This is a genomic window from Bradyrhizobium sp. Kon58 (genome assembly GCF_055807455.1).
The window spans coordinates 97,140-119,673 of sequence record NZ_JBVVOT010000002.1; the positions used below are offsets into that span (position 1 = coordinate 97,140).

Consider the following 22,534-nt stretch of genomic DNA (forward strand, 5'->3'; position numbering starts at 1 on the left):
TGGAAAAGACGCCGGAATATAGGCGCGTTCGCCCCCCAATAGAAGGGCGCCGGGCGGCCTATTCGGCCCCCTTTTTGGTGTGTCCGGTCTGCAAGCTCCGCGTGCGAAATAGCAATTTGCCGGGCCTGCCGATTGGCATGATGTGCGTCATCTTGCATGGTGGTGCAAGGCGGATTCGGTTGCGGCGAATTTACACCAGTGGGAACCGCGCAACCGGCCGCAGCGTCGCGGGGTAGTCATCGATCACACCTAGGCTCTCCGCCAGCGACTTGGGGACGTTCGTCAAACGATGGAGTCATGACGTGAGCAGGACAAGAATTGCAGCCACGGCGATGGGTCTCGCCGCCGCACTGGCAGCCTCGCAGGCCCAGGCCCAATCGGCGAGCAGCAGCGACCAGGAGATCGCGCTCCTGAAGCAGCAGCTGAAGATGCTGGAGCAGAAGCTCGACAAGCTCCAGAGCCAGACCGCCGCGAACACTGCAGCCACGGCGAAGGCCAGGCTTGAGGCGAAGGCGGAGGCGAAAGCCGAAGCGCGGTCCGAAGCGAAGGCCGTCGTCGCCAACACCAACGCGGCGATCCCGCTCAAGGGACCGGCGCCCGCATCCGGCGTCGTCGTGACGATGCCGAACAACCGACCGACCATCTGCACTGCCGATGGGGCTAACTGCGTCGGGATCACAAGCCGCGTGCATTGGGATGTCGGCGGCTATGACTATCGGCCCAACACGGCGGCAACCGTGCCGCAAAAGCTCGACAGCGGCGAGAACGTCCGCCGCGCGCGCATCGGTGTCGCCGGCAAGTTCTTCCACGACTGGAATTTCGCGCTGGTCTACGACTTCGGCGGCTCCTCCGACGGGTTTGGCGGCGCAGCTCCGGGTTCGCTGCCCGGCGGCGGCGTCTCCGGCGTCGAGAACGCCTATCTCAGCTATACCGGCCTGAAACCGTTCGGGGGCAAGATGGCCATCGAAGGCGGCATCATGGACCTGCCCTACACCCTCGATGAGGCCACGAGCTCCAACGACATCATGTTCATGGAACGCGCCTCGGCGGGGATCGTCGCCACGAGCATCGCTGCGGGCGACTTCCGTTCGGCGGTCGGCACGCGCTGGTACAACGACGTGTTCTGGGCTGGCGCGTATGTCACCGGTCCCGCCACCGGTGCGATCCACTCAGCGTCGAGCGTTGCGCCGAACGGCACCACGGAACAATACGGCGCGGTCGCGCGTGTCGCCGGCCAGGTCGTCAGCGGCAAAGACTACTCAGTCCATCTCGGCGGCAATGCCGAATGGCTGATCCAGCCGACGCGCAATCTGGTGACGGGTGCACAGACGGTGACGCTGAGCGATCGTCCGGAACTGCGCATCGATCCCACGGCGCTGGCTACGACCGGCGCGATCGCCAATGCCTCCGGCGCGCAGGTCTACAGCGTCGAAGCCGCCGCCACCTATGGACCACTGATCCTGCAAGGCGAGTATTTCTGGTACAACATCGATCGCAGCGCCAATACCGGCCTGCTACCGCTGGGTGCGCCGAGCCTCAAATTCCAGGGCGGCTACGCACAGGCCGGTTACGTGCTGACGGGCGAGGGTCGCAGCTATAATGCGGCGAATGCGGCCTATGGCGGCGTCAAGCCGGCGCACCCATTCTCGCTCGAGGGCGGCGGCTGGGGCGCGTGGGAGGTCGCGGGACGCTTCTCCACGATCGACCTCAACGATCAACTCGGGACCGCCACTGGCATCGCAGGCGGCCGGCAGACCGTCTACACGGCAGCGCTGAACTGGTATGTCAACGGCAACGTGCGTTTCATGCTGGACTATCTGCATGGCACGGTGTCGAGGCAGGCCTCGCCGGTCTCGACCGCCGATGTCGGCTCGAAGTTCGATGCGGTCGCGATGCGGACGCAGTTCGCGTTCTAGCTCTCGCCTGTCGTCCCGGGGTACGCGAAAACGCGAACCCGGGACCCAGCATCTGCAACGCTATCTGAAGGAGACACGCCATGAAGGCCGTCGGCTACAAGAAATCGCTTCCGATCGAGGATCAGGAGGCGCTGTTCGATTTCGAGACCGCAAAGCCCGAGCCCGGCGGGCGCGACATCCGCGTCGCCGTGAAGGCGATCTCGGCCAATCCAGTCGATTACAAGGTGCGCAAGCGCGCCGCTCCACCCGAGGGCGAGACGAAGATTCTGGGCTATGACGCGGCCGGCGTGGTCGACGCCGTCGGTCCCGACGTCACGCTGTTCAAGCCGGGCGACGAGGTGTTTTACGCCGGCTCGATCCTGCGCCAGGGCACCAATTCCGAATTCCATCTCGTTGACGAGCGTATCGTCGGCAACAAGCCGAAGAGCCTGTCATTCGCGCAGGCAGCCGCCCTCCCCCTCACCTCCATCACGGCCTGGGAGCTGTTGTTCGACCGGCTCGGTGCGGTGCCCGGCAAGAGTGTCGATCTGCGCACGCTGCTGATTACGGGCGGCGCCGGCGGTGTCGGCTCGATCCTGATCCAGCTCGCCCGCCGCCTCACCGGGCTGACGGTGGTTGCGACCGCGACGCGACCGGAATCACAAAAATGGTGCCTCGATCTCGGCGCGCATGCGGTGATCGACCACGGCCAACCGATGAAGGAGCAGATCGAGAAGCTCAAGCTGCCGCCGGTCGCGCTGGTGGCGAGCCTCACCTTCACCGACCAGCATTACAAGGCGATCGCCGATTTGATGGCGCCGCAGGGGAAGTTCGGCCTGATCGACGATCCCCCGGAATTCACGGTTGCGGCGTTCAAGGGCAAGGCCATCTCGGTGCATTGGGAATCGATGTTCACGCGCTCCTCGTTCCAGACCGCCGACATGATCGCGCAACATCATCTGCTGAACGACGTCGCCGACCTCATCGACAAGGGTGTCTTGCGTACCACGCTGGACCAGACCTTTGGCACGATCAACGCGACCAATCTCAAGCGCGCGCACGCGCTGCTCGAGAGCGGCAAGTCGCGCGGCAAGATCGTGCTGGAGGGGTGGTAGGTCTTAGCTCGAAGCGGGCGCCGCTTTCGTCTCCGGCGGACGCGTCGCCCGCTCGATAAAGCCCTTGGCGAGCGCGTGGTAGATCCCTTCCTCGCAGATCAGCCGCGAGGTGGCATGTGCAATCAGGGCGGCGGCCATTAACGGCACCACCATGGCGTGATTGTCGGTCATCTCGGTCACGATGACGAAGGCGGTGATCGGCGCTTGCACCACCCCTGCAAAATACGACACCATGCCGAGCAACATGATCGCGCCGAGCGGAGCATCGTGGAAGAAGGACGCGATATTGCTGCCGAGGCCGGCACCGACGGCGAGTGACGGCGAAAAGATTCCGCCGGGTATGCCGCTGATCGCCGCGAAGGTGGTGGCGAGAAGCTTGAGAATGCCGAAGTCCTGCGGCAGCGGTGCGCCCTGCTCCAGGGCCGTCTTTACCTGCTGGTAGCCTGTGCCATAGATCGTATCGCCGGAGACAAGGCCGCAGATCGCGACCGCCAATCCGCACGCGAGTGCGAACCACAAAGGGTGGCCCTTGACCGTACGCCCGAGCGGATGGGCGAAGCCGCGCGCCATCACGATGACGATGCGGCTGAAGATTCCGCCGGCCAAACCACCAACCACGCCGCACACCGGAACCGCCAGCCAGTCGGCACCGGGAGCCAGCGACATCGCGCTGCTGCCGAAATAGGCGTAATTGCCCATCAGCGCGAGCGAGGTCAGGCCGGCCGCGATCACCGCCGCGATGATGAGACTGCTGGTACGTGTCTCGAAAGCACGGCTCATCTCCTCTATGCCGAAGACGATCCCTGCCAGCGGCGTGTTGAAGGCGGCCGCGACGCCGGCGGCCGCGCCGGCCAGGATCAATCCGGGCTGGCGGCGTGGCGAGACGCGTCCGAGCGCGAACATGATGGAAGCGCCGACTTGAACGCTCGGTCCTTCCCGGCCGACGGAGCCACCGCACAGCAGACCGAACAAGGTGAGGATCACCTTTCCGATCGCGATCCGGATCGAGACCAGGCTCTCGCGCGCCGTCTGGTCGGTCAGATGCCGTGCGGCGATCGCCTGAGGAATGCCGCTGCCCTGTGCGTTCGGGAACAGCCGGGTGGTCAGATAGGCCGAGAGCATGAAGCCGAGAGGTGTCACCGCGAGCACGGCGTAGCGCGACTGGGCCAAGAGCAGCGCAAAGGCGTGCTGGGCGAGATCGGCGAGTTGCGCCAGCGCCACCGCCGCGGCGCCAACCCCGATCCCACCAAGCACAAAGATCGCCCGCCGCTGCCATCGCGCGGATGTCAGCCTGAACAGGCGTTTATGGCGGGTCGAGAGGGGCCAGAGCATAAAGCCGAGGTTTAGCCGGTCCCGCCGCGAATTGAAGAGGCAAGCGAGCAGACCAGCTAGACTGGAACCACGCCCTCGACGAACATCAGCCGTCGCTCCAGTGCCGTCTGCCGCAGCTTTAGCGCCTCGGCGTACTCGGCCGAGGCATACCATTCCTGCGCCCGCGCCATCGATGGGAACTCCACGACGATGATGGTCTTGGGCGGCGGGCCGCCCTCCACCACCTCCGCGGCGCCGCCGCGGACGAGATAGCGGCCGCCATATTGCGCGATGGATGCGGCAGCCAGCGTCCGATAGGCCTCCATCGCGGCTCTGTCGCGTACCTCGACCTCGGAAATCACATAGGCCGACATGCGAAGGCCTCAGGCAATCGTGTTGACGATGCCGCCTTCCGCGCGCAGCGCCGCACCGTTGGTCGCGGACGCTTCCTTCGAGGCGACATAGACCACCATGTTGGCGATCTCGTCGACACTGGCAAAGCGCTGGAGCAGCGAGCTTGGGCGATGCTGCTTGACGAAATTGGCCGCGGCCTCATCCAGCGACTGGCCGTTCTGCTTGGCGAGATCCTTCACGAAGGTCTCGACGCCTTCCGACATGGTCGGGCCTGGCAGCACGGAATTGACGGTGACGCCGGTGCCGCGGGTGAGCTGCGCCAGGCCGCGCGCGACCGAGAGCTGGGCCGTCTTGCTCATGCCGTAGTGGATCATCTCGACGGGAATGTTGAGGCCGGACTCGGAGGAGATGAAGACGATTCGGCCCCAGTTACGCTTGAGCATGCCCTTCATATACGCGCGCGAGAGACGCACGCCGCTCATCACGTTGACCTCGAAGAAGCGGCTCCAGTCCTCGTCCGGAATGTCGAAAAAGTCTTTCGGCTCGAAGATGCCGGCATTGTTGATGAGGATGTCGACGTCTGGCAGCGCCGCGGCCAATGCCTTGCAGCCGGCAGCGGTCGAGACGTCGGCGGCAATGCCGCGAACCTTGGCGCCCGCCCCCTCCAGCTTACGCACGGCCGCATCGACCTTGTCCTGGCCGCGTCCGTTGATCACGACGCTCGCACCCGAGCCGGCAAGGCCCTTGGCGATGGCGTGGCCGATGCCGGCGGTCGAGCCGGTCACGAGGGCGGTCTTTCCGGAAAGGTCGATGTTCATGCGATGTCTCCATTGAAGCTGACGGAGATATCGTGCGCTGCGAACGCAGCTTCAACCGCCTCTCACCGACGCGTGAGGTTCGGTCACTACAACGCATAGGATGGGCAAAGCGAATGGTGCCGCCATTTCGGCGCGATACGCGGATCGACCCGCTACTCCACAATGCCCTTAAGGATTGCAACGTCTCTCTTCCCGTCCAGGACCTGCTCGAACTCTTGTGCGAAGGCCTCCACAGCCGGATATTCGGCTCGGAACCGGACGGTCGCCGAATTCTGAAGGTCGACATCAGGCGTTTTCCAAACTTCGGAAGAGACATCCACATGCACGAGCAACGTTCCGCGGCTATCGTATGGTTTGATGCTGATCCTGAGATGGCATTGGTCGAGGCTTTTCGGATTTCCACTGCGCCAAAAGCCGCCCTCAAGAATTGGCAGATCATTCGCAGGTAGCGGAAATTTTCGGAGCGCAACCAGGAACGTTTCCTTGACGTGGATCCGATCAAACCAGGCCGCGCCTTCTGCAGAAAATTGACCTGACTTTACGGTTACCCTGATCTGCCCGGTATATTCCTCGTCCATCCAGTAGACGGCTTGCAGTTCGGCAGCACTCATTTGGAAGCTCCACCCTTCACTGGTTGAAACTCGGCGCTCCAATAAGAAAAAAGCGGCACCCAAGGGCGCCGCTTTTGAAAACTGAAGTGCCGATCGGCTTACGCCGCCTCGGCTTCCTTTTCCTGCACCGGACCGGAGTCTTGGCCCTTGGCATCGACGTCGCGATCGACGAACTCGATCACGGCCATCGGCGCATTGTCGCCGTAGCGGAAGCCGGCCTTGATGATGCGGGTGTAGCCACCCTGGCGATCCTTGTAGCGGGGCGCGAGCGTGTCGAACAGCTTCCTGACCTGATCCTTGTCGCGCATCTCGGAGATGGCCTGGCGACGCATGGACAGGCCGCCCTTCTTGCCGAGGGTGATCAGCTTCTCGACGATCGGACGCAATTCCTTCGCCTTCGGCAGCGTGGTGACGATCTGCTCGTGCTTGATCAGCGCGGCGCACATGTTGGCGAACATCGCACGGCGATGCTCGGCGGTGCGGTTGAGCTTGCGATGAACCTTGCCGTGACGCATTTTATCTATTCCTTGAATTTCATTCGTCGCGACGGTTCGTCGGACAGTTGCTCAGGTGGGCTGCCTGCGTTCGCCCGCTAAGGCGCGATGAATTCGCGCCTCAGCCTGTCGTCGTTCGGATCAGTAGTGATCCTCGAAGCGCTTGGCGAGCTCGTCGATGTTCTCCGGCGGCCAGCCCGGCACTTCCATGCCGAGGTGCAGACCCATCTGGGCCAGCACTTCCTTGATCTCGTTCAGCGACTTGCGGCCGAAGTTCGGAGTGCGGAGCATTTCCGCTTCGCTCTTCTGCACGAGGTCGCCGATGTAGACGATGTTGTCGTTCTTCAAGCAGTTGGCCGAACGCACCGACAGCTCGAGCTCGTCCACCTTCTTGAGGAAGGCCGGGTTGAAGGCGAGGTCCGGGATGATCTCCTGGGCGACTTCCTTGCGCGGCTCTTCGAAGTTGACGAACACGTTGAGCTGATCCTGCAGGATGCGCGCAGCGTAGGCGACGGAATCATCAGGCGTCAGCGCGCCGTTGGTCTCGATCGTCATGGTCAGCTTGTCGTAGTCGAGGATCTGGCCCTCGCGGGTGTTCTCGACCTTGTAGGAGACCTTGCGGACCGGCGAGTACAGGCTGTCGACCGGGATCAGGCCGATCGGCGCGTCCTCGGGACGGTTGCGCTCGGCGGGCACGTAGCCCTTGCCGGTTGCGACCGTGAACTCCATGCGGATCTCGGCGCCCTCGTCGAGCGTGCAGATCTGCAGGTCGGGATTGAGCACGACGACGTCGCCCACGGTCTGGATGTCGCCGGCAGTGACGACGCCCGGGCCGGACTTCTTGACGACCATGCGCTTGGGGCCTTCGCCCTGCATCTTGATCGAGATGTCCTTGATGTTGAGCACGATGTCGGTGACGTCCTCACGGACGCCGGCGATCGAGGAGAACTCGTGCAGCACGCCGTCGATGTGCACCGACTGCACCGCCGCGCCCTGGAGCGAGGACAGCAGAATGCGGCGCAGCGCGTTGCCGAGCGTCTGGCCGAAGCCGCGCTCAAGCGGCTCGGCGACGATGGTCGCGAAACGGGTCGGATCGCTGCCGGGCTGTACCTGCAGCTTGTTCGGCCGAATCAGTTCTTGCCAATTTTTCTGGATCGTCACTGTTTCACCCATACAGGCCAGTCAGACTGCTGTCGCAGGCACTGGCGTTGGAGAAAGGCCGCAGATCATTTCCACGGCTTTGCAAAAAGTCATTGCGGGCGCCAATGCGCCCGCAATCTGGTATCAAACGCGCCGACGCTTGCGGGGACGGCAACCGTTGTGCGGGATCGTGGTCACGTCACGGATCGAGGTGACGGTGAAGCCCGCAGCCTGGAGCGCTCGGAGCGCCGATTCGCGGCCCGAACCGGGACCGGCGACTTCGACTTCCAGCGTGCGCATGCCGTGCTCCTGCGCCTTCTTCGACACGTCCTCGGCGGCAACCTGTGCGGCATACGGGGTCGACTTGCGCGAGCCCTTGAAGCCCATCGTGCCGGCGGAGGACCAGGCAATCGTGTTGCCCTGCGCGTCGGTGATGGTGATGGTCGTGTTGTTGAACGACGAGTTCACATGCGCGACGCCAGAGGCGATGTTCTTGCGCTCACGACGACGAACGCGGGTGGCTTCCTTGCCCATAGACTACCTTTCCTGAAGATCTCAAACGCCGCCGTAATGCCAGCGGCTACACCTGTGGAACGAAAGGCGCGTGGCGAACGGGTCATCCCCGGGTCGCCACACGCCGTGATTGGATGCGAAAACTTACTTCTTCTTGCCGGCGATGGCCTTGGCCGGACCCTTGCGCGTACGCGCATTGGTGTGGGTACGTTGGCCACGCACCGGCAGACCGCGACGATGGCGCAGGCCGCGGTAGCAGCCGAGGTCCATCAGACGCTTGATGTTGATGCCGACTTCACGACGCAGATCGCCCTCGACCATATAGTCGCGGTCGATCACTTCGCGGATCTGGAGCACTTCGGCGTCGCTGAGCTGATTGACGCGACGATCCACCGGGATCTTCACCTTGTCCAGAATCTCACCGGCGATCTTCTGGCCGATGCCATGGATGTACTGGAGCGCGATCAGCACGCGCTTGTTGGTCGGGATGTTCACGCCGGCAATACGGGCCACGGCCTTCTCTCCTGTCGCCGATTCCTCGTCAGGAATCGCGCTTTAAGTGCTTGGTTTCTCGGGCAGGTGTTCACAAACGCGAACACGACGCCCACCCCTGGTCTTCCTGGGGCCCGGCATCGTTTGAAACTATCCGACTTGGATGCGGGGCTTATTAGGGGATTCAGGGGGCTTTCGTCAACCGCTGCTAGCGCTTAGCTCGCCTTTTCGTGACCTTTTTTGCGGCCTTTTTGGCACCTTTCTTGACAGCCTTCCTGGCGGTCTTTTTGGCTGCCTTTTTCTTCACGGTTTTCTTGACGGCTTTCTTGGCCGCCTTCTTGGGACCCTTCACGGCCTCCTTGGCCGCTTTCCTGGATTTGGCGGCCTTTTTGGCCGCCTTCGCCGGCTTTTTGGCCGATTTCTTCGCCGCTTTGGCTTTTTTGGACGGGGCCGCCTTGGCCGCGCGCCGGGCGGGGGCCTTGCCGTGCGTCTTGCCATGCGTCTTGGGCTCGACCGCCCCAAGCGCCAGGAGCAGGCGATGGATGGCGCGGGTGACCTCGTCGATGGCCATCATGCCGTCGATGGTCGAGAGCTTCCGCCGCTCGGAATAGTAGTGAATCAGCGGTTCCGTCTGGTTGCGGTAGCTGGCTAACCGCTTGGTCAGGACCTCCGGGGTGTCGTCGAGTCGGACCTCCTCCCCGCGCTCGCGCATCTGGGCGACGCGAGTCTCGACGCGGTTCAGGAGCGCGCTCTCGTTGACGCGGAGCTCGATCACGGCATCGAGCTTGAGGTGCTTGTGCTTGAGCAGCTCATCCAGCGCCTCGGCCTGCGGCACGGTGCGGGGGAAACCGTCGAGGATGAATCCGTTTTTGGCATCCGGCTGATCGATTCGATCGGAGATGATTCCGACCACGACATCGTCGGGCACGAGACCGCCGCTGGCCATGATCTCCTTGGCCTTGAGGCCTACCGGCGTTCCGGCCGCCACCGCCGCACGCAACATCTCGCCGGTCGAGAGTTGGACGATGCCATAGCGCTGCACCAGCAGCTGCGCCTGGGTGCCCTTGCCCGATCCCGGCGGCCCCAGAAGTATAATTCTCATCGGCGTACGCCCCCCGATTGGTGCGCGATACGTCGCGCGCCCGTGTTTTGAAGTCCAGTTACAGTGCAAATCATAATCAGCGCCGCACCGCTACCCATATCATAGGGGAGCAAATGGCCGGACGCCAAGAAGCCTTTGAGATCAGTGATTGCGCTTCAGTGCGAGTGGCTCTGCCGATGCCACCGCATGGCTGGCTGGCCGCTCCCGCAGGTGCCGCGCGTTGCACGCGCGGCGAATCGGCGGCGCAATTGCGCCGCCTGAGAGGACGCCGCGCTTAACGGCGCCGGCCGCGCAGCTTCGACTTCCGGATCAGACCTTCGTACTGATGCGCCAGGAGATAGCCCTGCACCTGCGCCACCGTATCCATGGTGACGCTGACGACGATCAGCAGCGAAGTACCGCCAAAGTAGAACGGCACCGAGGCGTAGGAGATCAGGATTTCCGGAATCAAGCAGACGATCGCCAGATAGACCGCGCCGAGCACGGTGATGCGCGACAGCACGTAGTCGATATATTCCGCGGTGCGCTCGCCCGGACGGATACCCGGAATGAAGCCGCCGTGCTTCTTCAGATTGTCCGCAGTCTCGGTCGGATTGAACACGATCGCGGTATAGAAGAAGGCGAAGAACACGATCAGTGCCAGATACATGATCAAGAACAGCGGACGGCCGTGGCCGAGCTGGGTGTTGATCCACTGGAACCATTCCGGCCCGCTGCCCGCGTTGAAGTTCGCAACCGTGGTCGGCAGCAGCAGCAGCGAGGACGCGAAGATCGGCGGGATCACGCCTGAGGTGTTGAGCTTGAGCGGCAGATGCGAGGACTGCCCCTCGAACATCTTGTTGCCGACCTGGCGCTTCGGATATTGGATCAAGAGCCGGCGCTGGGCGCGCTCCACGAACACGATGAAGGCAATCACGGCCACCGCCATGACGATGACGACGAGAATCAGGCCGGTCGACATCGCACCCTGACGGCCGAGCTCGAGCATGTTGGCGAGCGCCGCGGGCAGCTCGGCGACGATGCCGGAGAGAATGATCAGGGAAATGCCGTTGCCGATGCCGCGCGAGGTGATCTGCTCGCCCAACCACATCAGGAACATGGTGCCGCCGGTCAGCGTGATCGCCGTTGACAGACGGAAGAACATGCCGGGGTCGCTGACGACGTTGCCGGCGCCTTCGAGGCCCACCGCGATGCCGTAGGACTGGAACGCGGCCAGGATCACCGTGAGATAACGGGTGTACTGGTTCAGCAGCTTGCGGCCGGACTCGCCTTCCTTCTTCAGCGCCTCGAGCTGCGGCGAGACGGTGGTCAGGAGCTGGATGATGATGGAGGCCGAGATGTACGGCATGATGTTCAGCGCAAAGATCGCCATGCGGTGAATGCCGCCGCCGGCGAACATGTTGAACATGCCGAGGATGCCGCCCGCCTGGGAGCGGAATACCTGCTCCCAGATGTTGGGATCGATGCCGGGCAGCGGGATGTAGGTCCCGAGCCGATAAACGAGCAGCGCGCCCAGGGTGAACCAGATGCGCTTCTTCAGTTCGTCGGCCTTGGCAAACGCACCGAAATTGAGATTGGCTGCCAGTTGTTCCGCTGCAGAGGCCATCTTGGACTTTCTCCCGCCGCCTTTTGCGCCGTCATGCCCGCGGCCGGGCTACATTATACCGGACACCGGACATTATCTGGGGCTACGGCTTCGATAAGTCCATCGTCCCGCATGCGTAAAGGCCCGCGAGCTGCGGGCCGATGACGCAGTTGTTACGCCGCCTCGCCTTCTTCCTTGGCAGGCGCGAGGATCTTCACCGAGCCGCCGGCCTTCTCGACTGCCGCGATCGCGGTCTTCGAGGCGCCGTGCACTTCGATGTTGAGCTTGGCCTTGAACTCGCCGCGGCCGAGCAGCCGCAGGCCACCCTTGGCGCGGCGCAGCACGCCGGCCTTGACCAGGGATTCGACGTTCACGACGCTGCCGGCGTCGATCTTCTTGGCATCGACCGCGTCCTGGAGCCGGTCGAGATTGATCTCGGCGAACTCGACGCGGAAGATGTTGTTGAAGCCGCGCTTGGGCAGACGGCGATGCAAGGGCATCTGGCCGCCTTCGAAACCCTTGATGCGCACGCCCGAACGCGCGGTCTGGCCCTTGCCACCGCGGCCGGCCTGCTTGCCCTTGCCCGAACCAATGCCGCGGCCGACGCGCATACGCTTCTTGCGCGAGCCGGCATTGTCGGCGATATCGCTGAGCTTCATCGCCCTGCTCCTTGTTTCTTGCGCATGACCTTCACCGAAAACGGGTCTCCGCTTCGGGATCGTGCGCCTTTGCTTACTTCTCGTCGACGATGCGAACGAGATGGTGAACCTTCAAGATCATGCCGCGCACTGCCGGGGTGTCCGGCAGTTCGCTGGTGCGGCCGATCTTGTTGAGCTTGAGCCCGATCAGCGTCGAGCGCTGCGAGTGATGGCGGCGGATCGCGCTGCCGGTCTGCTCGATCTTGATCGTCTTTGCGGTCGTAACGGCACTCTTGGCCATGGGCGTCTACTCCGAAAAGCTTCCGTTATTCGGCAACCGCCTCGGCGTCGCCACCGATACGGCGGGACTGGAGGGTGGACACCTTGATGTTGCGGCGGGCAGCGACCGAACGCGGCGAATCCTGATGCTTCAGCGCATCGAACGTCGCGCGAACCATGTTGTACGGGTTCGACGAGCCGATCGACTTCGCAACCACGTCCTGGACGCCGAGCGTCTCGAACACGGCGCGCATCGGACCGCCGGCGATGATCCCGGTACCGGCCGGAGCTGCGCGCAGGTAAACACGGCCCGCGCCATGACGGCCGGCGATGTCGTGATGCAGCGTGCGGCCCTCGCGCAACGACACGCGGGTCAGGTTGCGCTTGGCGGATTCGGTTGCCTTGCGGATCGCCTCGGGCACTTCGCGCGCCTTGCCGTGACCGAAGCCGGCGCGGCCCTTCTGGTCGCCGATCACGACCAGCGCTGCGAAACCGAAGCGCTTGCCGCCCTTGACGACCTTGGCGACGCGATTGATGTGGACGAGCTTGTCGACGAACTCGCTGTCGCGCTCTTCCCTGCGTTCACGTCCGCCGCCGCGTTGATCGCGTCCACCACGTTGTTCGCGTTCTGCCATGGTTTTTCCAGTCCTTCAGAGGCTTACGCCTCAATCCTCAAATTCTGTTAGAAGCTCAGCCCGCTCTCACGCGCCGCGTCGGCAAGAGCCTTGACGCGCCCGTGATAGAGATAGCTGCCGCGATCGAACACGACTTCCTTGACACCCTTCTCGGCGGCGCGCTCGGCTAGCAGCTTGCCGACCGCCTTCGCCGCATCGATGTCGGCGCCGGTCTTGCCGCCATCGCGCATCGACTTCTCGAGCGACGAGGCAGAGGCCAGCGTCTCGCCCTTCAGGTCGTCGATGACCTGGGCGTAGATGTGCTTGGACGAGCGGAACACCGACAGGCGCGGACGGCCGCCACCCGAGCGGCGCAGCTTCAGACGTACACTGCGCTTGCGCCGGGCATTCGTAACCTTGGCTTTCGACATGACCGGCTCCGTTACTTCTTCTTGCCTTCCTTGCGGAAGATGAATTCGCCAACATACTTCACGCCCTTGCCCTTGTAGGGCTCCGGCGGACGATAGGAGCGAATCTCGGCGGCGACCTGGCCGACGCGCTGAATGTCGCTGCCGGTCACCGTGATCTCCGTCGGCTTCGGCACGGTGATCGTGATCCCTTCCGGGATCGCGTAGACCACATCGTGGCTGTAGCCGAGCGCGAGCTGCAGGTTCTTGCCCTGCAGCGCGGCGCGGTAACCGACGCCGGTGATTTCGAGCTTCTTCTCGAAACCCTTGGTGACGCCTTCGACCAGATTCGCGACCTGGGCGCGAGCGGTCCCGTACAGGGCCCGCGCGCGGTTGGTCTCGACCCGGGGGTTCACCTTGACCTGGCCGTTGTCGAGCTTCACCTCGACGTCGTTATGGACGACGAACTGAAGCTGGCCCTTCGGCCCCTTCATCTTGACGGTCTGCCCGTCGACGGTCGCGGTCACACCCGACGGCACCGCTACCGGCCTTTTGCCAACACGTGACATGGATCAAAAATCCTTCTCAGAACACCGTGAAGAGAACTTCGCCGCCCACGTTCGCTTCACGCGCACTGTGGTCAGCCATGATTCCCTTCGGCGTCGACAACACCGAAATGCCGAGTCCGTTATTGACCCGCGGCAGGTTCTTCACCGAGGCGTAAACGCGACGCCCGGGCTTGGAGACACGCTCGATCTCGCGGATAACGGGCTCGCCGTCGAAATACTTCAGCTCGATCTCGATCTCGCTGCGGCCCGAGGAGTGCTCGAGCGTGGCGTAACCGCGGATGTAACCTTCGCTCTTCAGCACCTCGAGCACGTTCTCGCGCATCTTCGAGCCAGGCGTGGAGACCTTGTTCTTGGAGCGCATCTGCGCGTTGCGGATGCGGGTGATCAGATCGCTGATTGGATCGTGCGTAGACATCTAAACGACCCTCCTTACCAGCTGGACTTCACGAGGCCCGGGACCATGCCCTTGGAGCCAAGGTCCCGCATTGCGATGCGGGACAGTTTGGTCAAGCGATAGTTCGAGCGCGAACGGCCCGACAGCTCGCAACGCAGACGGATGCGGGTCGCCGACGAGTTGCGCGGCATTTCCGCCAGCTTCAGGGTCGCGGCGAACCGCTCCTCCATCGGCAACGTCTTGTCGGCGATGATCGCCTTCAACCGCTCGCGCTTCGGGGCGGCGTTCTTCGTCATCCGCTTGCGCCGGTTGTTCTTCTCGACTGAACTCTTCTTTGCCATGTTTGGCTCCTGGGTATCCGCGTTTGAGAGGCTTTAGGTCAGCGTCTCACTGCCGGAACGGGAAATTGAAAGCGGTCAACAAGGCCCTCGCCTCGTCGTCGGTCTTGGCCGTGGTGCAGACGGTGATGTCCATACCGCGGGATTCCGTGACCTTGTCGAAGTCGATCTCGGGGAAAATGATGTGTTCCTTGAGGCCGAGCGAGTAGTTGCCGCGGCCGTCGAAGCTCTTCGGGTTCAAGCCGCGGAAGTCGCGGACGCGCGGCAGCGCGACCGTCACCAGCCGATCGATGAACTCGTACATGCGGGCCTTGCGCAGCGTGACCTTGCAGCCGATCGGCTGGTTCTCACGCAACTTGAAGGTCGCGATGGCGACGCGCGAATAGGTCACGATCGCCTTCTGGCCGGCGATCTGGGTCAATTCCGCAGCGGCGTTCTCCGCCTTCTTGCGGTCGTTGACGGAATCGCCAACGCCCATGTTCAGCACGACCTTGTCCAGGCGCGGAACCTGCATGACGTTCTCATAACCGAACTTCTCGGTCATTTCCGTCCGGATCTTCGCGTCGTATTCCGCGCGCAGGCGCGGCGTGTAAGCGGCCTCAGCCATCGATCTCAGCTCCCGAGCTCTTGGCGATGCGGACCTTCTTGCCGTCCGCCAGAATCTTGAATCCGACGCGGGTCGGCTTCCCGTCCTTGCCGACATACGCGATGTTGGACAGTTGGATCGGCGACTCTTTCGAGATGATGCCGCCCTCCTGGGCCTGCGTCTGCTTCTGGTGACGCTTGACCATGTTGATGCCGCGCACCAGCGCCGTACCGGCGTCGGGACGCACTTCGAACACCTCGCCGGTGCGGCCCTTGTCGCGGCCGGTCAGCACGACGACCTTGTCGCCCTTGCGGATCTTCGCAGCCATCACAGCACCTCCGGCGCGAGCGAGATGATCTTCATGTGGTTCTTGGCGCGCAGCTCGCGCGGCACGGGCCCGAAGATACGGGTACCGACCGGTTCGGACTGATTGTTGATCAGAACGGCGGCGTTGCGGTCGAAGCGGATGACCGAACCGTCGGCGCGGCGGATGTCCTTGCGGACGCGCACCACGACGGCCTTCATCACGTCGCCCTTTTTCACCTTGCCACGCGGAATTGCTTCCTTGATCGAGACAACGATGATGTCGCCGATCGTGGCGTAGCGGCGCTTGGAGCCCCCGAGCACCTTGATACACATGACACGGCGTGCGCCAGAATTATCGGCCACGTCGAGGTTGGTCTGCATCTGAATCATTGATGCACCTCGTCCTCTTCTCTTTGCGCCAGCCCAGCCGGCGCTCAACATTTACCTGAAGTCAGTCGGCTAAAGCCAACAGATCAGGCGCTTTTCTTGTGTTCGCCCCGGATCACGACCCAGCGCTTCAACTTCGAAATCGGCTTCGATTCCTCGATCCACACCATGTCGCCCGGCTTAAACTCGCTGCTCTCGTCGTGCGCGTGGTAGTTTTTCGAACGGCGGATCGTCTTCTTGTAGATCGGGTGCGTGAAGCGGCGATCGACGCGCACCACGATGGTCTTGGCTTGCTTGTCGCTGACGACCACGCCCTGCAAAGTACGTTTCGGCATCTTCGTAAGCCTCTTACTTCTTCTTCGCGCGCGTCTGCGCGGCGACGGTCTTGATCCGGGCGATGTCACGGCGGGCCTCGCGCAGGCGCGAGGTGTTCTCGAGATGCCCGGTGGCGCGCTGGAAGCGCAGGTTGAAGCGCTCCTTTTTCAGGTTCAGGATGGCGTCATCCTGCTGATCGGGGCTCAATGCGCGGATGTCTTCGATTTTCATCTGGGCCATGGCCATTACTCCGCAATGCGCTCGACGAAGCGCGTCTTGATCGGCAGCTTGGCTGCCGCCAGGGTCAGCGCTTCACGCGCCGTCTGGGTGTTGACGCCGTCGATCTCGAACAGCACCCGGCCCGGCTTGACGCGCGCGACCCACAATTCCGGCGCACCCTTGCCGGAACCCATGCGGACTTCGGCAGGCTTCTTCGACACGGGAACGTCGGGGAATATGCGGATCCAGACGCGGCCGGCGCGCTTCATGTGGCGGGTCAGCGCGCGGCGAGCGGCTTCGATCTGGCGCGCAGTGACGCGCTCAGGCTCGGTCGCTTTCAGACCGAACTGGCCGAAGGCCAACGTCGCGCCCGAAGACGCAACGCCGTGGATACGGCCCTTATGCGCTTTCCGGAACTTCGTTTTCTTAGGTTGCATCATGGCTTCAAGCCCTCAAATTCTCTGTGCTGGCGTCAGGCTGCAGCGTTGTCACGGCGCTGCCGGCCGCCGCGATCGCCGCCGCCACCAGTCTCACCTTCGGCCATTCTCTTGTCCTGGGCCATCGGATCGTGCTCGAGGATCTCGCCCTTGAAGATCCAGACCTTGACACCGCAGGTGCCGAAGGTCGTGAACGCGGTCGCAACGCCGTAGTCGATGTCTGCGCGCAGCGTATGCAGCGGCACGCGACCTTCGCGGTACCACTCCATGCGCGCGATTTCCGCACCGCCCAGACGTCCCGAGCAGTTGATGCGGATGCCTTCCGCGCCGAGACGCATCGCCGACTGCACGGCGCGCTTCATGGCGCGGCGGAACGCCACGCGGCGCTCCAGCTGCTGCGCGATCGACTCGGCCACCAGCGTCGCATCGAGCTCCGGCTTGCGGATTTCGACGATGTTGATGACGACGTCGGACGCGGTGATGTCCGCGACCTTCTTGCGCAGCTTGTCGATGTCGGCACCCTTTTTGCCGATCACCACGCCCGGGCGAGCCGAGTGGATGGTGACGCGGCACTTCTTGTGCGGACGCTCGATCACGATGCGGGCGACGGCCGCCTGCTTGAGCTCCTTGTGCAGGATCTCGCGGATCTTGACGTCCTCGTGCAGCAGCTTGCCGTATTCCTGCTTGCCCGCGTACCAGCGGGAATCCCAGGTCCGGTTGATGCCGAGACGCAGACCGATCGGATTGATCTTTTGACCCATCGTGTTCTCCTGCGTCCCTTAAGCCGCTGCTGCGGCTTCGACCTGACGAACGATGATCGTCAGCTGTGAAAATGGTTTGTAGACACGGCCCGAACGGCCACGGCCGCGGGCGGCAAAGCGCTTCATCACGAGGCCGTTGCCGACGAAGGCCTGCGCCACGACGAGATCGTCGACGTCGAGGTCATGGTTGTTCTCGGCGTTGGCAATAGCCGATTCCAGGCACTTCTTCACGTCAACCGCGATCCGCTTCCGCGAAAACTGCAGGTCGGCGAGCGCAGCAGCCGCCTTCCGGCCGCGAATGAGCTGGGCGACCAGGTTGAGCTTCTGCGGGCTCACCCGCAGCATCCGGGCGACCGCCTTGGCCTCGTTCTCGGCGAGGCTCCGTTCGCGCTTAGGTTTGCTCATCGTTTAATCCTCAAGCCTTCTTGGCTTTCTTGTCCCCGGAGTGGCCATGGAAGGTCCGGGTTGGCGAGAACTCGCCGAACTTGTGACCGACCATTTCCTCGTTGACGGCCACCGGCACGTGCTTCTGACCGTTGTAGACGCCGAAGGTCAGGCCGACGAACTGCGGCAGGATCGTCGAGCGACGGCTCCAGATCTTGATGACGTCGTGACGGCCGGACGAGCGCGCGGCATCTGCCTTCTTGAGCAGAGAACCCTCAACGAACGGGCCTTTCCAGACTGAACGAACCATGTCCGGCGTTCCTTACTTCTTCCGCTTGTGGCGGCTTAGGAGAATGAATTTGTTGGTCGACTTGTTGGAGCGGGTCTTCTTGCCCTTGGTCGGCTTGCCCCACGGAGTAACCGGATGGCGACCGCCCGAGGTACGACCTTCACCACCGCCGTGCGGATGGTCGATCGGGTTCATCGAAACGCCGCGGTTGTGCGGCTTGCGGCCCAGCCAACGGTTGCGGCCGGCCTTGCCGATCGACGTGTTCATGTGATCCGGGTTCGACACCGCGCCGATCGTGGCGCGGCAACGGCCGTGCACCAGGCGCTGTTCGCCCGAGTTCAGGCGGACGATCACGTAGTCCTGGTCGCGACCGACGAGCTGGGCGTAGGTGCCCGCGGAACGAGCGAGCTGGCCGCCCTTCCCGATCTTGACCTCGATATTGTGGATGATCGTGCCGACCGGCATGTTGCCGAGCGGCATGACATTGCCCGGCTTCACGTCGACGTAGTTGCCGGCAACGACGGAATCACCGACGGCCAGGCGCTGCGGCGCCAGGATATAGGCCTGGGTGCCGTCTTCGTACTTGACCAGCGCGATGAACGCGGTGCGGTTCGGATCATATTCCAGCCGCTCGACCGTCGCGGGCGTATCGACCTTGTCGCGCTTGAAATCGACGGTACGCAACGTCCGCTTGTGGCCACCACCGCGGAAGCGCACGGTGATGCGACCGGTGTTGTTGCGGCCGCCAGAGGAGTGCTTGCCTTCGGTAAGCGCCTTGACCGGCTTGCCCTTGTAGAGGGCCGAACGATCGACCATGACCAGCTGGCGCTGGCCCGGCGTCGTGGGATTGAATGTCTTCAGTGCCATCGTCGTACGACCTTACAGACCGGTGGTCACGTCGATCCGGTGACCCTCTTCGAGAGTCACGATCGCGCGCTTGGAGTTCGACTGCGAGCCGAGATTGCCGCGGAAGATCTTGGTCTTGCCCTTGCGGACCAGCGTGTTGACACTCTTGACCTTGACGTCGAACAGCTTCTCGATCGCTTCCTTGATCTGCGGCTTGGTCGCCTTCGCGGCCACCTTGAACAGCACCTTGTTGTGCTCCGAGGCGATCGTGGCCTTTTCGGTCACGACCGGCGACAGGATCACGTCGTAGTGGCGAGGCTCGATGTTCTTCGTCATTTGAAGCGCGCCTCCAGCGCATCGATGGCGGCCTTGGTCAGAACAAGCTTCCGACGGCGCAGGATGTCATAGACGTTGATGCCCTGGATCGGCAGCACGTCCATGTTCGGGATGTTGCGGGCTGCAGCGGCGAAGCCGTTGTTGAGCTCGGCGCCGTCGATGATCAGCGCATTGGTCAAACCCAGACCGGAGAAATGACCGAGCAGCGCCTTGGTCTTTGCGGCTTCCAGCGCGGCCTTGTCGATCACGATGAGATCGCCGTCCTTGGCCTTGGCCGAGAGCGCATGCTTGAGGGCGAGCGCACGGACCTTCTTCGGCAGGTCGGTGGCGTGCGAACGCACCACCGGACCGAAGGCACGGCCACCGCCGCGGAACTGCGGCACGCGGGCCGAGCCGTGACGAGCACCACCGGTGCCCTTCTGCTTGTACATTTTCTTGCCGGTGCGCCAGATCTCGGCGCGGCCCTTGGCCTTGTGCGTACCGGCCTGGCGCTTGTTGAGCTGCCACTGCACGCAACGTGCAATGATGTCCTGGCGCGGCTCGAGGCCGAAAATGGTGTCGGAAAGCTGGACCGAGCCGGCTTCCTTACCTTCGAGGGTGGTGACCTTCAATTCCATCTCACGCCTCCTGCGCAGCCGGAGCAGCGTCCGCTTCGCCAGCAACCTTGAACTTGCCGGGCTTCGGAGCTTCCTTAGGCAGCGGCTTCTTGACGGCGTCGCGCACGCGGATCCAGCCGCCCTTGGAACCGGGAACGGCTCCTTCGACGAGGATCAGACCGCGCTCGACATCGAGCTGGACGACCCGAAGGTTGAGCGTGGTGATGCGGTCGACACCCATGTGACCGGGCATCTTCTTGTTCTTCCAGGTCTTGCCCGGGTCCTGACGGCCACCGGTCGAACCGATCGAACGGTGCGAGACCGAGACGCCGTGGGTGGCGCGCAGACCGCCGAAGTTCCAGCGCTTCATACCGCCGGCAAAACCCTTACCGACCGAAGTACCGGTGACGTCGACGAACTGACCGACGACAAAGTGGTCGGCCAGGATCTCGGCACCGACGGGGATCATCTGATCCGCGGAGACGCGGAATTCCTCGACCTGCCGCTTCGGCTCGACCTTGGCGACCGCGAACTGGCCGCGCTCCGCCTTGGGCATGTACACGGTCTTGCGGCTGCCAGAACCAAGCTGGAGCGCGACATAACCGTTTTTCTCTTCGGTGCGGTGGCCTACGACCTGGCAATTGCCGAGCTTCAGCACGGTCACGGGGATATGTTCGCCGGCCTCTGTAAAGACCCGCGTCATCCCGACCTTTTGTGCGATCACTCCGGAGCGCATCGGCGTGCTTCCTGTTCTTTCTGTCCGCTAGTGGCGAACGTGATCCAAAAATCTTAGAGCTTGATCTCGACGTCGACACCGGCGGCCAAGTCGAGCTTCATCAAAGCATCGACGGTCTGCGGGGTCGGATCGACGATGTCGAGCAGGCGCTTGTGAGTGCGCATCTCGAACTGCTCGCGGCTCTTCTTGTCGACGTGCGGCGAACGGTTGACGGTGAACTTCTCGATGCGGGTGGGCAGCGGAATGGGTCCGCGGACCTGCGCGCCGGTGCGCTTCGCCGTGTTCACGATCTCGCGGGTCGACGTATCGAGGATACGATGGTCGAACGCCTTGAGACGGATACGAATGTTTTGGCCGTTCATTGCCGTGGTCTTTCTTCAGTGGGGTGGCGAATAGCGAATAGCGAATTTCACATTCGCTATTCGCCGATCCCTATTCTCGTAATTACTCGATGATCGAGGCGACGACGCCGGCGCCGACGGTACGGCCACCTTCGCGGATCGCGAAGCGGAGCTTCTCTTCCATCGCGATCGGCACAATCAGGTGCACTTCCATCGCGATGTTGTCGCCCGGCATCACCATCTCGGTGCCTTCCGGCAGATGCACGACACCGGTCACGTCGGTGGTGCGGAAGTAGAACTGCGGACGGTAGTTGGTGAAGAACGGGGTGTGGCGGCCGCCCTCTTCCTTGGTGAGGATGTAAGCCTCAGCCTTGAACTTGGTGTGCGGCTTGACCGAACCCGGCTTGCACAGCACCTGGCCGCGCTCGACGTCCTCGCGCTTGGTACCGCGAAGCAGCGCACCGATGTTGTCGCCGGCCTGGCCCTGATCGAGCAGCTTGCGGAACATTTCGACGCCGGTGACCGTGGTCTTCTGCGTGGCGCGCAGACCGACGATCTCGATTTCCTCGCCGACCTTGACGATACCGCGCTCGACACGGCCGGTCACGACGGTGCCGCGGCCCGAGATCGAGAACACGTCTTCAACCGGCATCAGGAACGGAAGGTCGACCGGACGCTCCGGCTGCGGAATGTAAGCGTCGACCTGCTTCATCAGCTCGAGGATCGCGTCATGGCCGAGCGTCTTGTCGGAATCCTCGAGGGCGGCGAGCGCCGAGCCCTTGATGATCGGGATGGTGTCGCCCGGGAATTCGTACTTCGAGAGCAGCTCGCGAACCTCGAGCTCGACGAGCTCGAGCAGTTCCGGATCGTCGACCATGTCGCACTTGTTGAGGAACACGACGAGCGCGGGAACGCCGACCTGGCGGGCGAGCAGGATGTGCTCGCGGGTCTGCGGCATCGGACCGTCGGCGGCCGACACGACCAGGATCGCACCGTCCATCTGGGCGGCGCCGGTGATCATGTTCTTCACGTAGTCGGCGTGGCCGGGGCAGTCGACGTGCGCGTAGTGGCGGTTCTTGGTCTCGTATTCGACGTGCGCCGTCGAGATCGTGATGCCGCGCGCCTTCTCTTCCGGCGCCTTGTCGATCTGGTCGTACGCCGTGAACGTCGCGCCGCCGGCTTCGGCGAGGACCTTGGTGATCGCCGCGGTCAGCGACGTCTTGCCATGGTCGACGTGACCGATGGTGCCGATGTTGCAGTGCGGCTTGTTACGTTCAAACTTTGCTTTGGCCATTTGACTCTCCGTTCAATCGTCAGTTCGAGACC

34 protein-coding genes are annotated in these 22,534 nt (G+C 63.2%); 2 read left to right on the top strand and 32 right to left on the bottom strand.

What is annotated here, in order from left to right:
- Nucleotides 1-302: 302 nt before the first annotated feature.
- The gene (locus tag AC0L20_RS04155; protein WP_473287555.1) at nucleotides 303-1,916 is read left to right on the top strand and encodes an OprO/OprP family phosphate-selective porin; all 1,614 of its coding nucleotides are present in this window, start codon (nucleotides 303-305) and stop codon (nucleotides 1,914-1,916) included.
- Between the two features lie 80 nt (nucleotides 1,917-1,996).
- Entirely contained in the window at nucleotides 1,997-3,010 is a 1,014-nt protein-coding gene (locus AC0L20_RS04160; RefSeq protein ID WP_473287556.1) for a zinc-binding alcohol dehydrogenase family protein, read from the top strand.
- Between the two features lie 3 nt (nucleotides 3,011-3,013).
- On the opposite strand, the gene AC0L20_RS04165 is transcribed toward AC0L20_RS04160, so the two are convergent.
- From AC0L20_RS04165 to tuf, 32 genes are all read right to left on the bottom strand, one after another.
- Nucleotides 3,014-4,342 carry a chloride channel protein gene (locus AC0L20_RS04165; RefSeq protein WP_473287557.1) on the bottom strand — a complete coding sequence of 443 codons (1,329 nt, stop codon included), beginning with the start codon at nucleotides 4,340-4,342 and terminating at the stop codon, nucleotides 3,014-3,016.
- 56 nt (nucleotides 4,343-4,398) lie between these two features.
- Entirely contained in the window at nucleotides 4,399-4,695 is a 297-nt protein-coding gene (locus tag AC0L20_RS04170) for a DUF1330 domain-containing protein (protein ID WP_473287558.1), read from the bottom strand.
- Between the two features lie 9 nt (nucleotides 4,696-4,704).
- The gene (locus AC0L20_RS04175; protein ID WP_473287559.1) at nucleotides 4,705-5,493 is read right to left on the bottom strand and encodes an SDR family NAD(P)-dependent oxidoreductase; all 789 of its coding nucleotides are present in this window, start codon (nucleotides 5,491-5,493) and stop codon (nucleotides 4,705-4,707) included.
- A gap of 152 nt (nucleotides 5,494-5,645) precedes the next feature.
- A complete protein-coding gene (locus AC0L20_RS04180) occupies nucleotides 5,646-6,104 on the bottom strand; it encodes a hypothetical protein (RefSeq protein ID WP_473287560.1) in 459 nt (152 codons plus the stop codon).
- A gap of 98 nt (nucleotides 6,105-6,202) precedes the next feature.
- The gene (gene rplQ, locus AC0L20_RS04185) at nucleotides 6,203-6,619 is read right to left on the bottom strand and encodes a 50S ribosomal protein L17 (RefSeq protein ID WP_456769435.1); all 417 of its coding nucleotides are present in this window, start codon (nucleotides 6,617-6,619) and stop codon (nucleotides 6,203-6,205) included.
- 120 nt (nucleotides 6,620-6,739) lie between these two features.
- On the bottom strand, nucleotides 6,740-7,771 hold the full coding sequence (locus tag AC0L20_RS04190) for a DNA-directed RNA polymerase subunit alpha (protein WP_007603046.1): 1,032 nt from the start codon (nucleotides 7,769-7,771) through the stop codon (nucleotides 6,740-6,742).
- Between the two features lie 111 nt (nucleotides 7,772-7,882).
- Nucleotides 7,883-8,272, bottom strand: a complete 390-nt coding sequence (rpsK, locus tag AC0L20_RS04195; RefSeq protein WP_007603045.1) for a 30S ribosomal protein S11 — start codon at nucleotides 8,270-8,272, stop codon at nucleotides 7,883-7,885.
- A gap of 123 nt (nucleotides 8,273-8,395) precedes the next feature.
- A complete protein-coding gene (gene rpsM / locus AC0L20_RS04200) occupies nucleotides 8,396-8,764 on the bottom strand; it encodes a 30S ribosomal protein S13 (protein WP_027518583.1) in 369 nt (122 codons plus the stop codon).
- A 187-nt stretch (nucleotides 8,765-8,951) separates the two neighbouring features.
- Nucleotides 8,952-9,845 carry an adenylate kinase gene (locus AC0L20_RS04205; RefSeq protein ID WP_473287561.1) on the bottom strand — a complete coding sequence of 298 codons (894 nt, stop codon included), beginning with the start codon at nucleotides 9,843-9,845 and terminating at the stop codon, nucleotides 8,952-8,954.
- A gap of 274 nt (nucleotides 9,846-10,119) precedes the next feature.
- Entirely contained in the window at nucleotides 10,120-11,451 is a 1,332-nt protein-coding gene (gene secY, locus AC0L20_RS04210; protein WP_027518585.1) for a preprotein translocase subunit SecY, read from the bottom strand.
- 152 nt (nucleotides 11,452-11,603) lie between these two features.
- Nucleotides 11,604-12,089 carry a 50S ribosomal protein L15 gene (gene rplO, locus AC0L20_RS04215; RefSeq protein WP_027518586.1) on the bottom strand — a complete coding sequence of 162 codons (486 nt, stop codon included), beginning with the start codon at nucleotides 12,087-12,089 and terminating at the stop codon, nucleotides 11,604-11,606.
- 73 nt (nucleotides 12,090-12,162) lie between these two features.
- Nucleotides 12,163-12,369: a 50S ribosomal protein L30 gene (rpmD, locus tag AC0L20_RS04220; protein WP_007603038.1), complete on the bottom strand. Its 207-nt coding sequence runs from the start codon at nucleotides 12,367-12,369 to the stop codon at nucleotides 12,163-12,165.
- A gap of 25 nt (nucleotides 12,370-12,394) precedes the next feature.
- Nucleotides 12,395-12,982: a 30S ribosomal protein S5 gene (gene rpsE, locus AC0L20_RS04225; protein ID WP_007603037.1), complete on the bottom strand. Its 588-nt coding sequence runs from the start codon at nucleotides 12,980-12,982 to the stop codon at nucleotides 12,395-12,397.
- A 47-nt stretch (nucleotides 12,983-13,029) separates the two neighbouring features.
- Complete coding sequence (gene rplR / locus AC0L20_RS04230; RefSeq protein ID WP_007603036.1) at nucleotides 13,030-13,392, bottom strand: 50S ribosomal protein L18; 363 nt, start codon at nucleotides 13,390-13,392, stop codon at nucleotides 13,030-13,032.
- 11 nt (nucleotides 13,393-13,403) lie between these two features.
- Entirely contained in the window at nucleotides 13,404-13,937 is a 534-nt protein-coding gene (gene rplF / locus AC0L20_RS04235; RefSeq protein WP_007603035.1) for a 50S ribosomal protein L6, read from the bottom strand.
- Nucleotides 13,938-13,953: 16 nt separating this feature from the next.
- Complete coding sequence (gene rpsH / locus AC0L20_RS04240) at nucleotides 13,954-14,352, bottom strand: 30S ribosomal protein S8 (RefSeq protein WP_007603034.1); 399 nt, start codon at nucleotides 14,350-14,352, stop codon at nucleotides 13,954-13,956.
- A gap of 14 nt (nucleotides 14,353-14,366) precedes the next feature.
- Nucleotides 14,367-14,672 (bottom strand): 30S ribosomal protein S14, encoded by a 306-nt coding sequence (rpsN, locus tag AC0L20_RS04245; protein WP_456769434.1) that lies wholly within the window; start codon nucleotides 14,670-14,672, stop codon nucleotides 14,367-14,369.
- Nucleotides 14,673-14,718: 46 nt separating this feature from the next.
- Entirely contained in the window at nucleotides 14,719-15,276 is a 558-nt protein-coding gene (gene rplE, locus AC0L20_RS04250; protein ID WP_007611607.1) for a 50S ribosomal protein L5, read from the bottom strand.
- Entirely contained in the window at nucleotides 15,269-15,583 is a 315-nt protein-coding gene (rplX, locus tag AC0L20_RS04255) for a 50S ribosomal protein L24 (protein WP_007603031.1), read from the bottom strand. Before rplX ends, rplE begins: the two co-directional genes overlap by 8 nt.
- Nucleotides 15,583-15,951, bottom strand: a complete 369-nt coding sequence (gene rplN, locus AC0L20_RS04260; protein ID WP_007603030.1) for a 50S ribosomal protein L14 — start codon at nucleotides 15,949-15,951, stop codon at nucleotides 15,583-15,585. The genes rplX and rplN overlap by 1 nt, the downstream gene beginning before the upstream one ends.
- An 83-nt stretch (nucleotides 15,952-16,034) precedes the next feature.
- Nucleotides 16,035-16,283 carry a 30S ribosomal protein S17 gene (gene rpsQ / locus AC0L20_RS04265; RefSeq protein ID WP_279662106.1) on the bottom strand — a complete coding sequence of 83 codons (249 nt, stop codon included), beginning with the start codon at nucleotides 16,281-16,283 and terminating at the stop codon, nucleotides 16,035-16,037.
- Nucleotides 16,284-16,296: 13 nt separating this feature from the next.
- Nucleotides 16,297-16,503, bottom strand: a complete 207-nt coding sequence (rpmC, locus tag AC0L20_RS04270) for a 50S ribosomal protein L29 (RefSeq protein WP_473287848.1) — start codon at nucleotides 16,501-16,503, stop codon at nucleotides 16,297-16,299.
- 5 nt (nucleotides 16,504-16,508) lie between these two features.
- Complete coding sequence (gene rplP, locus AC0L20_RS04275; RefSeq protein WP_007603024.1) at nucleotides 16,509-16,922, bottom strand: 50S ribosomal protein L16; 414 nt, start codon at nucleotides 16,920-16,922, stop codon at nucleotides 16,509-16,511.
- A gap of 32 nt (nucleotides 16,923-16,954) precedes the next feature.
- Nucleotides 16,955-17,680 (bottom strand): 30S ribosomal protein S3, encoded by a 726-nt coding sequence (gene rpsC, locus AC0L20_RS04280; protein ID WP_007603023.1) that lies wholly within the window; start codon nucleotides 17,678-17,680, stop codon nucleotides 16,955-16,957.
- Nucleotides 17,681-17,698: 18 nt separating this feature from the next.
- Nucleotides 17,699-18,085 carry a 50S ribosomal protein L22 gene (gene rplV, locus AC0L20_RS04285; protein WP_007603022.1) on the bottom strand — a complete coding sequence of 129 codons (387 nt, stop codon included), beginning with the start codon at nucleotides 18,083-18,085 and terminating at the stop codon, nucleotides 17,699-17,701.
- Nucleotides 18,086-18,095: 10 nt separating this feature from the next.
- Nucleotides 18,096-18,374, bottom strand: coding sequence for a 30S ribosomal protein S19 (gene rpsS / locus AC0L20_RS04290; RefSeq protein ID WP_007603021.1), 279 nt, complete (start codon nucleotides 18,372-18,374; stop codon nucleotides 18,096-18,098).
- 12 nt (nucleotides 18,375-18,386) lie between these two features.
- The gene (rplB, locus tag AC0L20_RS04295; RefSeq protein WP_473287562.1) at nucleotides 18,387-19,220 is read right to left on the bottom strand and encodes a 50S ribosomal protein L2; all 834 of its coding nucleotides are present in this window, start codon (nucleotides 19,218-19,220) and stop codon (nucleotides 18,387-18,389) included.
- Between the two features lie 12 nt (nucleotides 19,221-19,232).
- Nucleotides 19,233-19,535: a 50S ribosomal protein L23 gene (locus AC0L20_RS04300; protein ID WP_007603019.1), complete on the bottom strand. Its 303-nt coding sequence runs from the start codon at nucleotides 19,533-19,535 to the stop codon at nucleotides 19,233-19,235.
- Entirely contained in the window at nucleotides 19,532-20,152 is a 621-nt protein-coding gene (rplD, locus tag AC0L20_RS04305; RefSeq protein WP_007603018.1) for a 50S ribosomal protein L4, read from the bottom strand. The genes AC0L20_RS04300 and rplD overlap by 4 nt, the downstream gene beginning before the upstream one ends.
- Before the next feature lies 1 nt (nucleotide 20,153).
- A complete protein-coding gene (rplC, locus tag AC0L20_RS04310; protein ID WP_007603016.1) occupies nucleotides 20,154-20,867 on the bottom strand; it encodes a 50S ribosomal protein L3 in 714 nt (237 codons plus the stop codon).
- A gap of 53 nt (nucleotides 20,868-20,920) precedes the next feature.
- Complete coding sequence (gene rpsJ, locus AC0L20_RS04315) at nucleotides 20,921-21,229, bottom strand: 30S ribosomal protein S10 (RefSeq protein WP_002712302.1); 309 nt, start codon at nucleotides 21,227-21,229, stop codon at nucleotides 20,921-20,923.
- Between the two features lie 82 nt (nucleotides 21,230-21,311).
- Nucleotides 21,312-22,502, bottom strand: coding sequence for an elongation factor Tu (tuf, locus tag AC0L20_RS04320; protein WP_018456453.1), 1,191 nt, complete (start codon nucleotides 22,500-22,502; stop codon nucleotides 21,312-21,314).
- Nucleotides 22,503-22,534: the final 32 nt, after the last annotated feature.

Excerpts from the sequence above, each read along its gene's own strand:
- rplR (WP_007603036.1), bottom strand. The coding sequence starts at position 13,392 with ATGTCGAAAGCCAAGGTTACGAATGCCCGGCGCAAGCGCAGTGTACGT.
- AC0L20_RS04300 (WP_007603019.1), bottom strand. The coding sequence starts at position 19,535 with ATGACGAAGAACATCGAGCCTCGCCACTACGACGTGATCCTGTCGCCG.
- rplX (WP_007603031.1), bottom strand. The coding sequence starts at position 15,583 with ATGGCTGCGAAGATCCGCAAGGGCGACAAGGTCGTCGTGCTGACCGGC.
- rpsS (WP_007603021.1), bottom strand. The coding sequence starts at position 18,374 with ATGGTTCGTTCAGTCTGGAAAGGCCCGTTCGTTGAGGGTTCTCTGCTC.
- rplQ (WP_456769435.1), bottom strand. The coding sequence starts at position 6,619 with ATGCGTCACGGCAAGGTTCATCGCAAGCTCAACCGCACCGCCGAGCAT.
- AC0L20_RS04180 (WP_473287560.1), bottom strand. The coding sequence starts at position 6,104 with ATGAGTGCTGCCGAACTGCAAGCCGTCTACTGGATGGACGAGGAATAT.
- AC0L20_RS04170 (WP_473287558.1), bottom strand. The coding sequence starts at position 4,695 with ATGTCGGCCTATGTGATTTCCGAGGTCGAGGTACGCGACAGAGCCGCG.
- rplD (WP_007603018.1), bottom strand. The coding sequence starts at position 20,152 with ATGGAATTGAAGGTCACCACCCTCGAAGGTAAGGAAGCCGGCTCGGTC.
- rplE (WP_007611607.1), bottom strand. The coding sequence starts at position 15,276 with ATGGCTGAGGCCGCTTACACGCCGCGCCTGCGCGCGGAATACGACGCG.
- rplN (WP_007603030.1), bottom strand. The coding sequence starts at position 15,951 with ATGATTCAGATGCAGACCAACCTCGACGTGGCCGATAATTCTGGCGCA.
- rpsK (WP_007603045.1), bottom strand. The coding sequence starts at position 8,272 with ATGGGCAAGGAAGCCACCCGCGTTCGTCGTCGTGAGCGCAAGAACATC.
- rpsE (WP_007603037.1), bottom strand. The coding sequence starts at position 12,982 with ATGGCAGAACGCGAACAACGTGGTGGACGCGATCAACGCGGCGGCGGA.
- AC0L20_RS04175 (WP_473287559.1), bottom strand. The coding sequence starts at position 5,493 with ATGAACATCGACCTTTCCGGAAAGACCGCCCTCGTGACCGGCTCGACC.
- tuf (WP_018456453.1), bottom strand. The coding sequence starts at position 22,502 with ATGGCCAAAGCAAAGTTTGAACGTAACAAGCCGCACTGCAACATCGGC.
- AC0L20_RS04160 (WP_473287556.1), top strand. The coding sequence starts at position 1,997 with ATGAAGGCCGTCGGCTACAAGAAATCGCTTCCGATCGAGGATCAGGAG.
- rplC (WP_007603016.1), bottom strand. The coding sequence starts at position 20,867 with ATGCGCTCCGGAGTGATCGCACAAAAGGTCGGGATGACGCGGGTCTTT.
- rplV (WP_007603022.1), bottom strand. The coding sequence starts at position 18,085 with ATGAGCAAACCTAAGCGCGAACGGAGCCTCGCCGAGAACGAGGCCAAG.
- secY (WP_027518585.1), bottom strand. The coding sequence starts at position 11,451 with ATGGCCTCTGCAGCGGAACAACTGGCAGCCAATCTCAATTTCGGTGCG.
- rplF (WP_007603035.1), bottom strand. The coding sequence starts at position 13,937 with ATGTCACGTGTTGGCAAAAGGCCGGTAGCGGTGCCGTCGGGTGTGACC.
- rpsN (WP_456769434.1), bottom strand. The coding sequence starts at position 14,672 with ATGGCAAAGAAGAGTTCAGTCGAGAAGAACAACCGGCGCAAGCGGATG.
- rpmC (WP_473287848.1), bottom strand. The coding sequence starts at position 16,503 with ATGGCCCAGATGAAAATCGAAGACATCCGCGCATTGAGCCCCGATCAG.
- rpmD (WP_007603038.1), bottom strand. The coding sequence starts at position 12,369 with ATGGCCAAGAGTGCCGTTACGACCGCAAAGACGATCAAGATCGAGCAG.
- rpsJ (WP_002712302.1), bottom strand. The coding sequence starts at position 21,229 with ATGAACGGCCAAAACATTCGTATCCGTCTCAAGGCGTTCGACCATCGT.
- rplB (WP_473287562.1), bottom strand. The coding sequence starts at position 19,220 with ATGGCACTGAAGACATTCAATCCCACGACGCCGGGCCAGCGCCAGCTG.
- rpsH (WP_007603034.1), bottom strand. The coding sequence starts at position 14,352 with ATGTCTACGCACGATCCAATCAGCGATCTGATCACCCGCATCCGCAAC.
- AC0L20_RS04165 (WP_473287557.1), bottom strand. The coding sequence starts at position 4,342 with ATGCTCTGGCCCCTCTCGACCCGCCATAAACGCCTGTTCAGGCTGACA.
- AC0L20_RS04205 (WP_473287561.1), bottom strand. The coding sequence starts at position 9,845 with ATGAGAATTATACTTCTGGGGCCGCCGGGATCGGGCAAGGGCACCCAG.
- rpsC (WP_007603023.1), bottom strand. The coding sequence starts at position 17,680 with ATGGGTCAAAAGATCAATCCGATCGGTCTGCGTCTCGGCATCAACCGG.
- rpsQ (WP_279662106.1), bottom strand. The coding sequence starts at position 16,283 with ATGCCGAAACGTACTTTGCAGGGCGTGGTCGTCAGCGACAAGCAAGCC.
- rplP (WP_007603024.1), bottom strand. The coding sequence starts at position 16,922 with ATGATGCAACCTAAGAAAACGAAGTTCCGGAAAGCGCATAAGGGCCGT.
- AC0L20_RS04190 (WP_007603046.1), bottom strand. The coding sequence starts at position 7,771 with ATGGGTGAAACAGTGACGATCCAGAAAAATTGGCAAGAACTGATTCGG.
- rplO (WP_027518586.1), bottom strand. The coding sequence starts at position 12,089 with ATGAAGCTCAGCGATATCGCCGACAATGCCGGCTCGCGCAAGAAGCGT.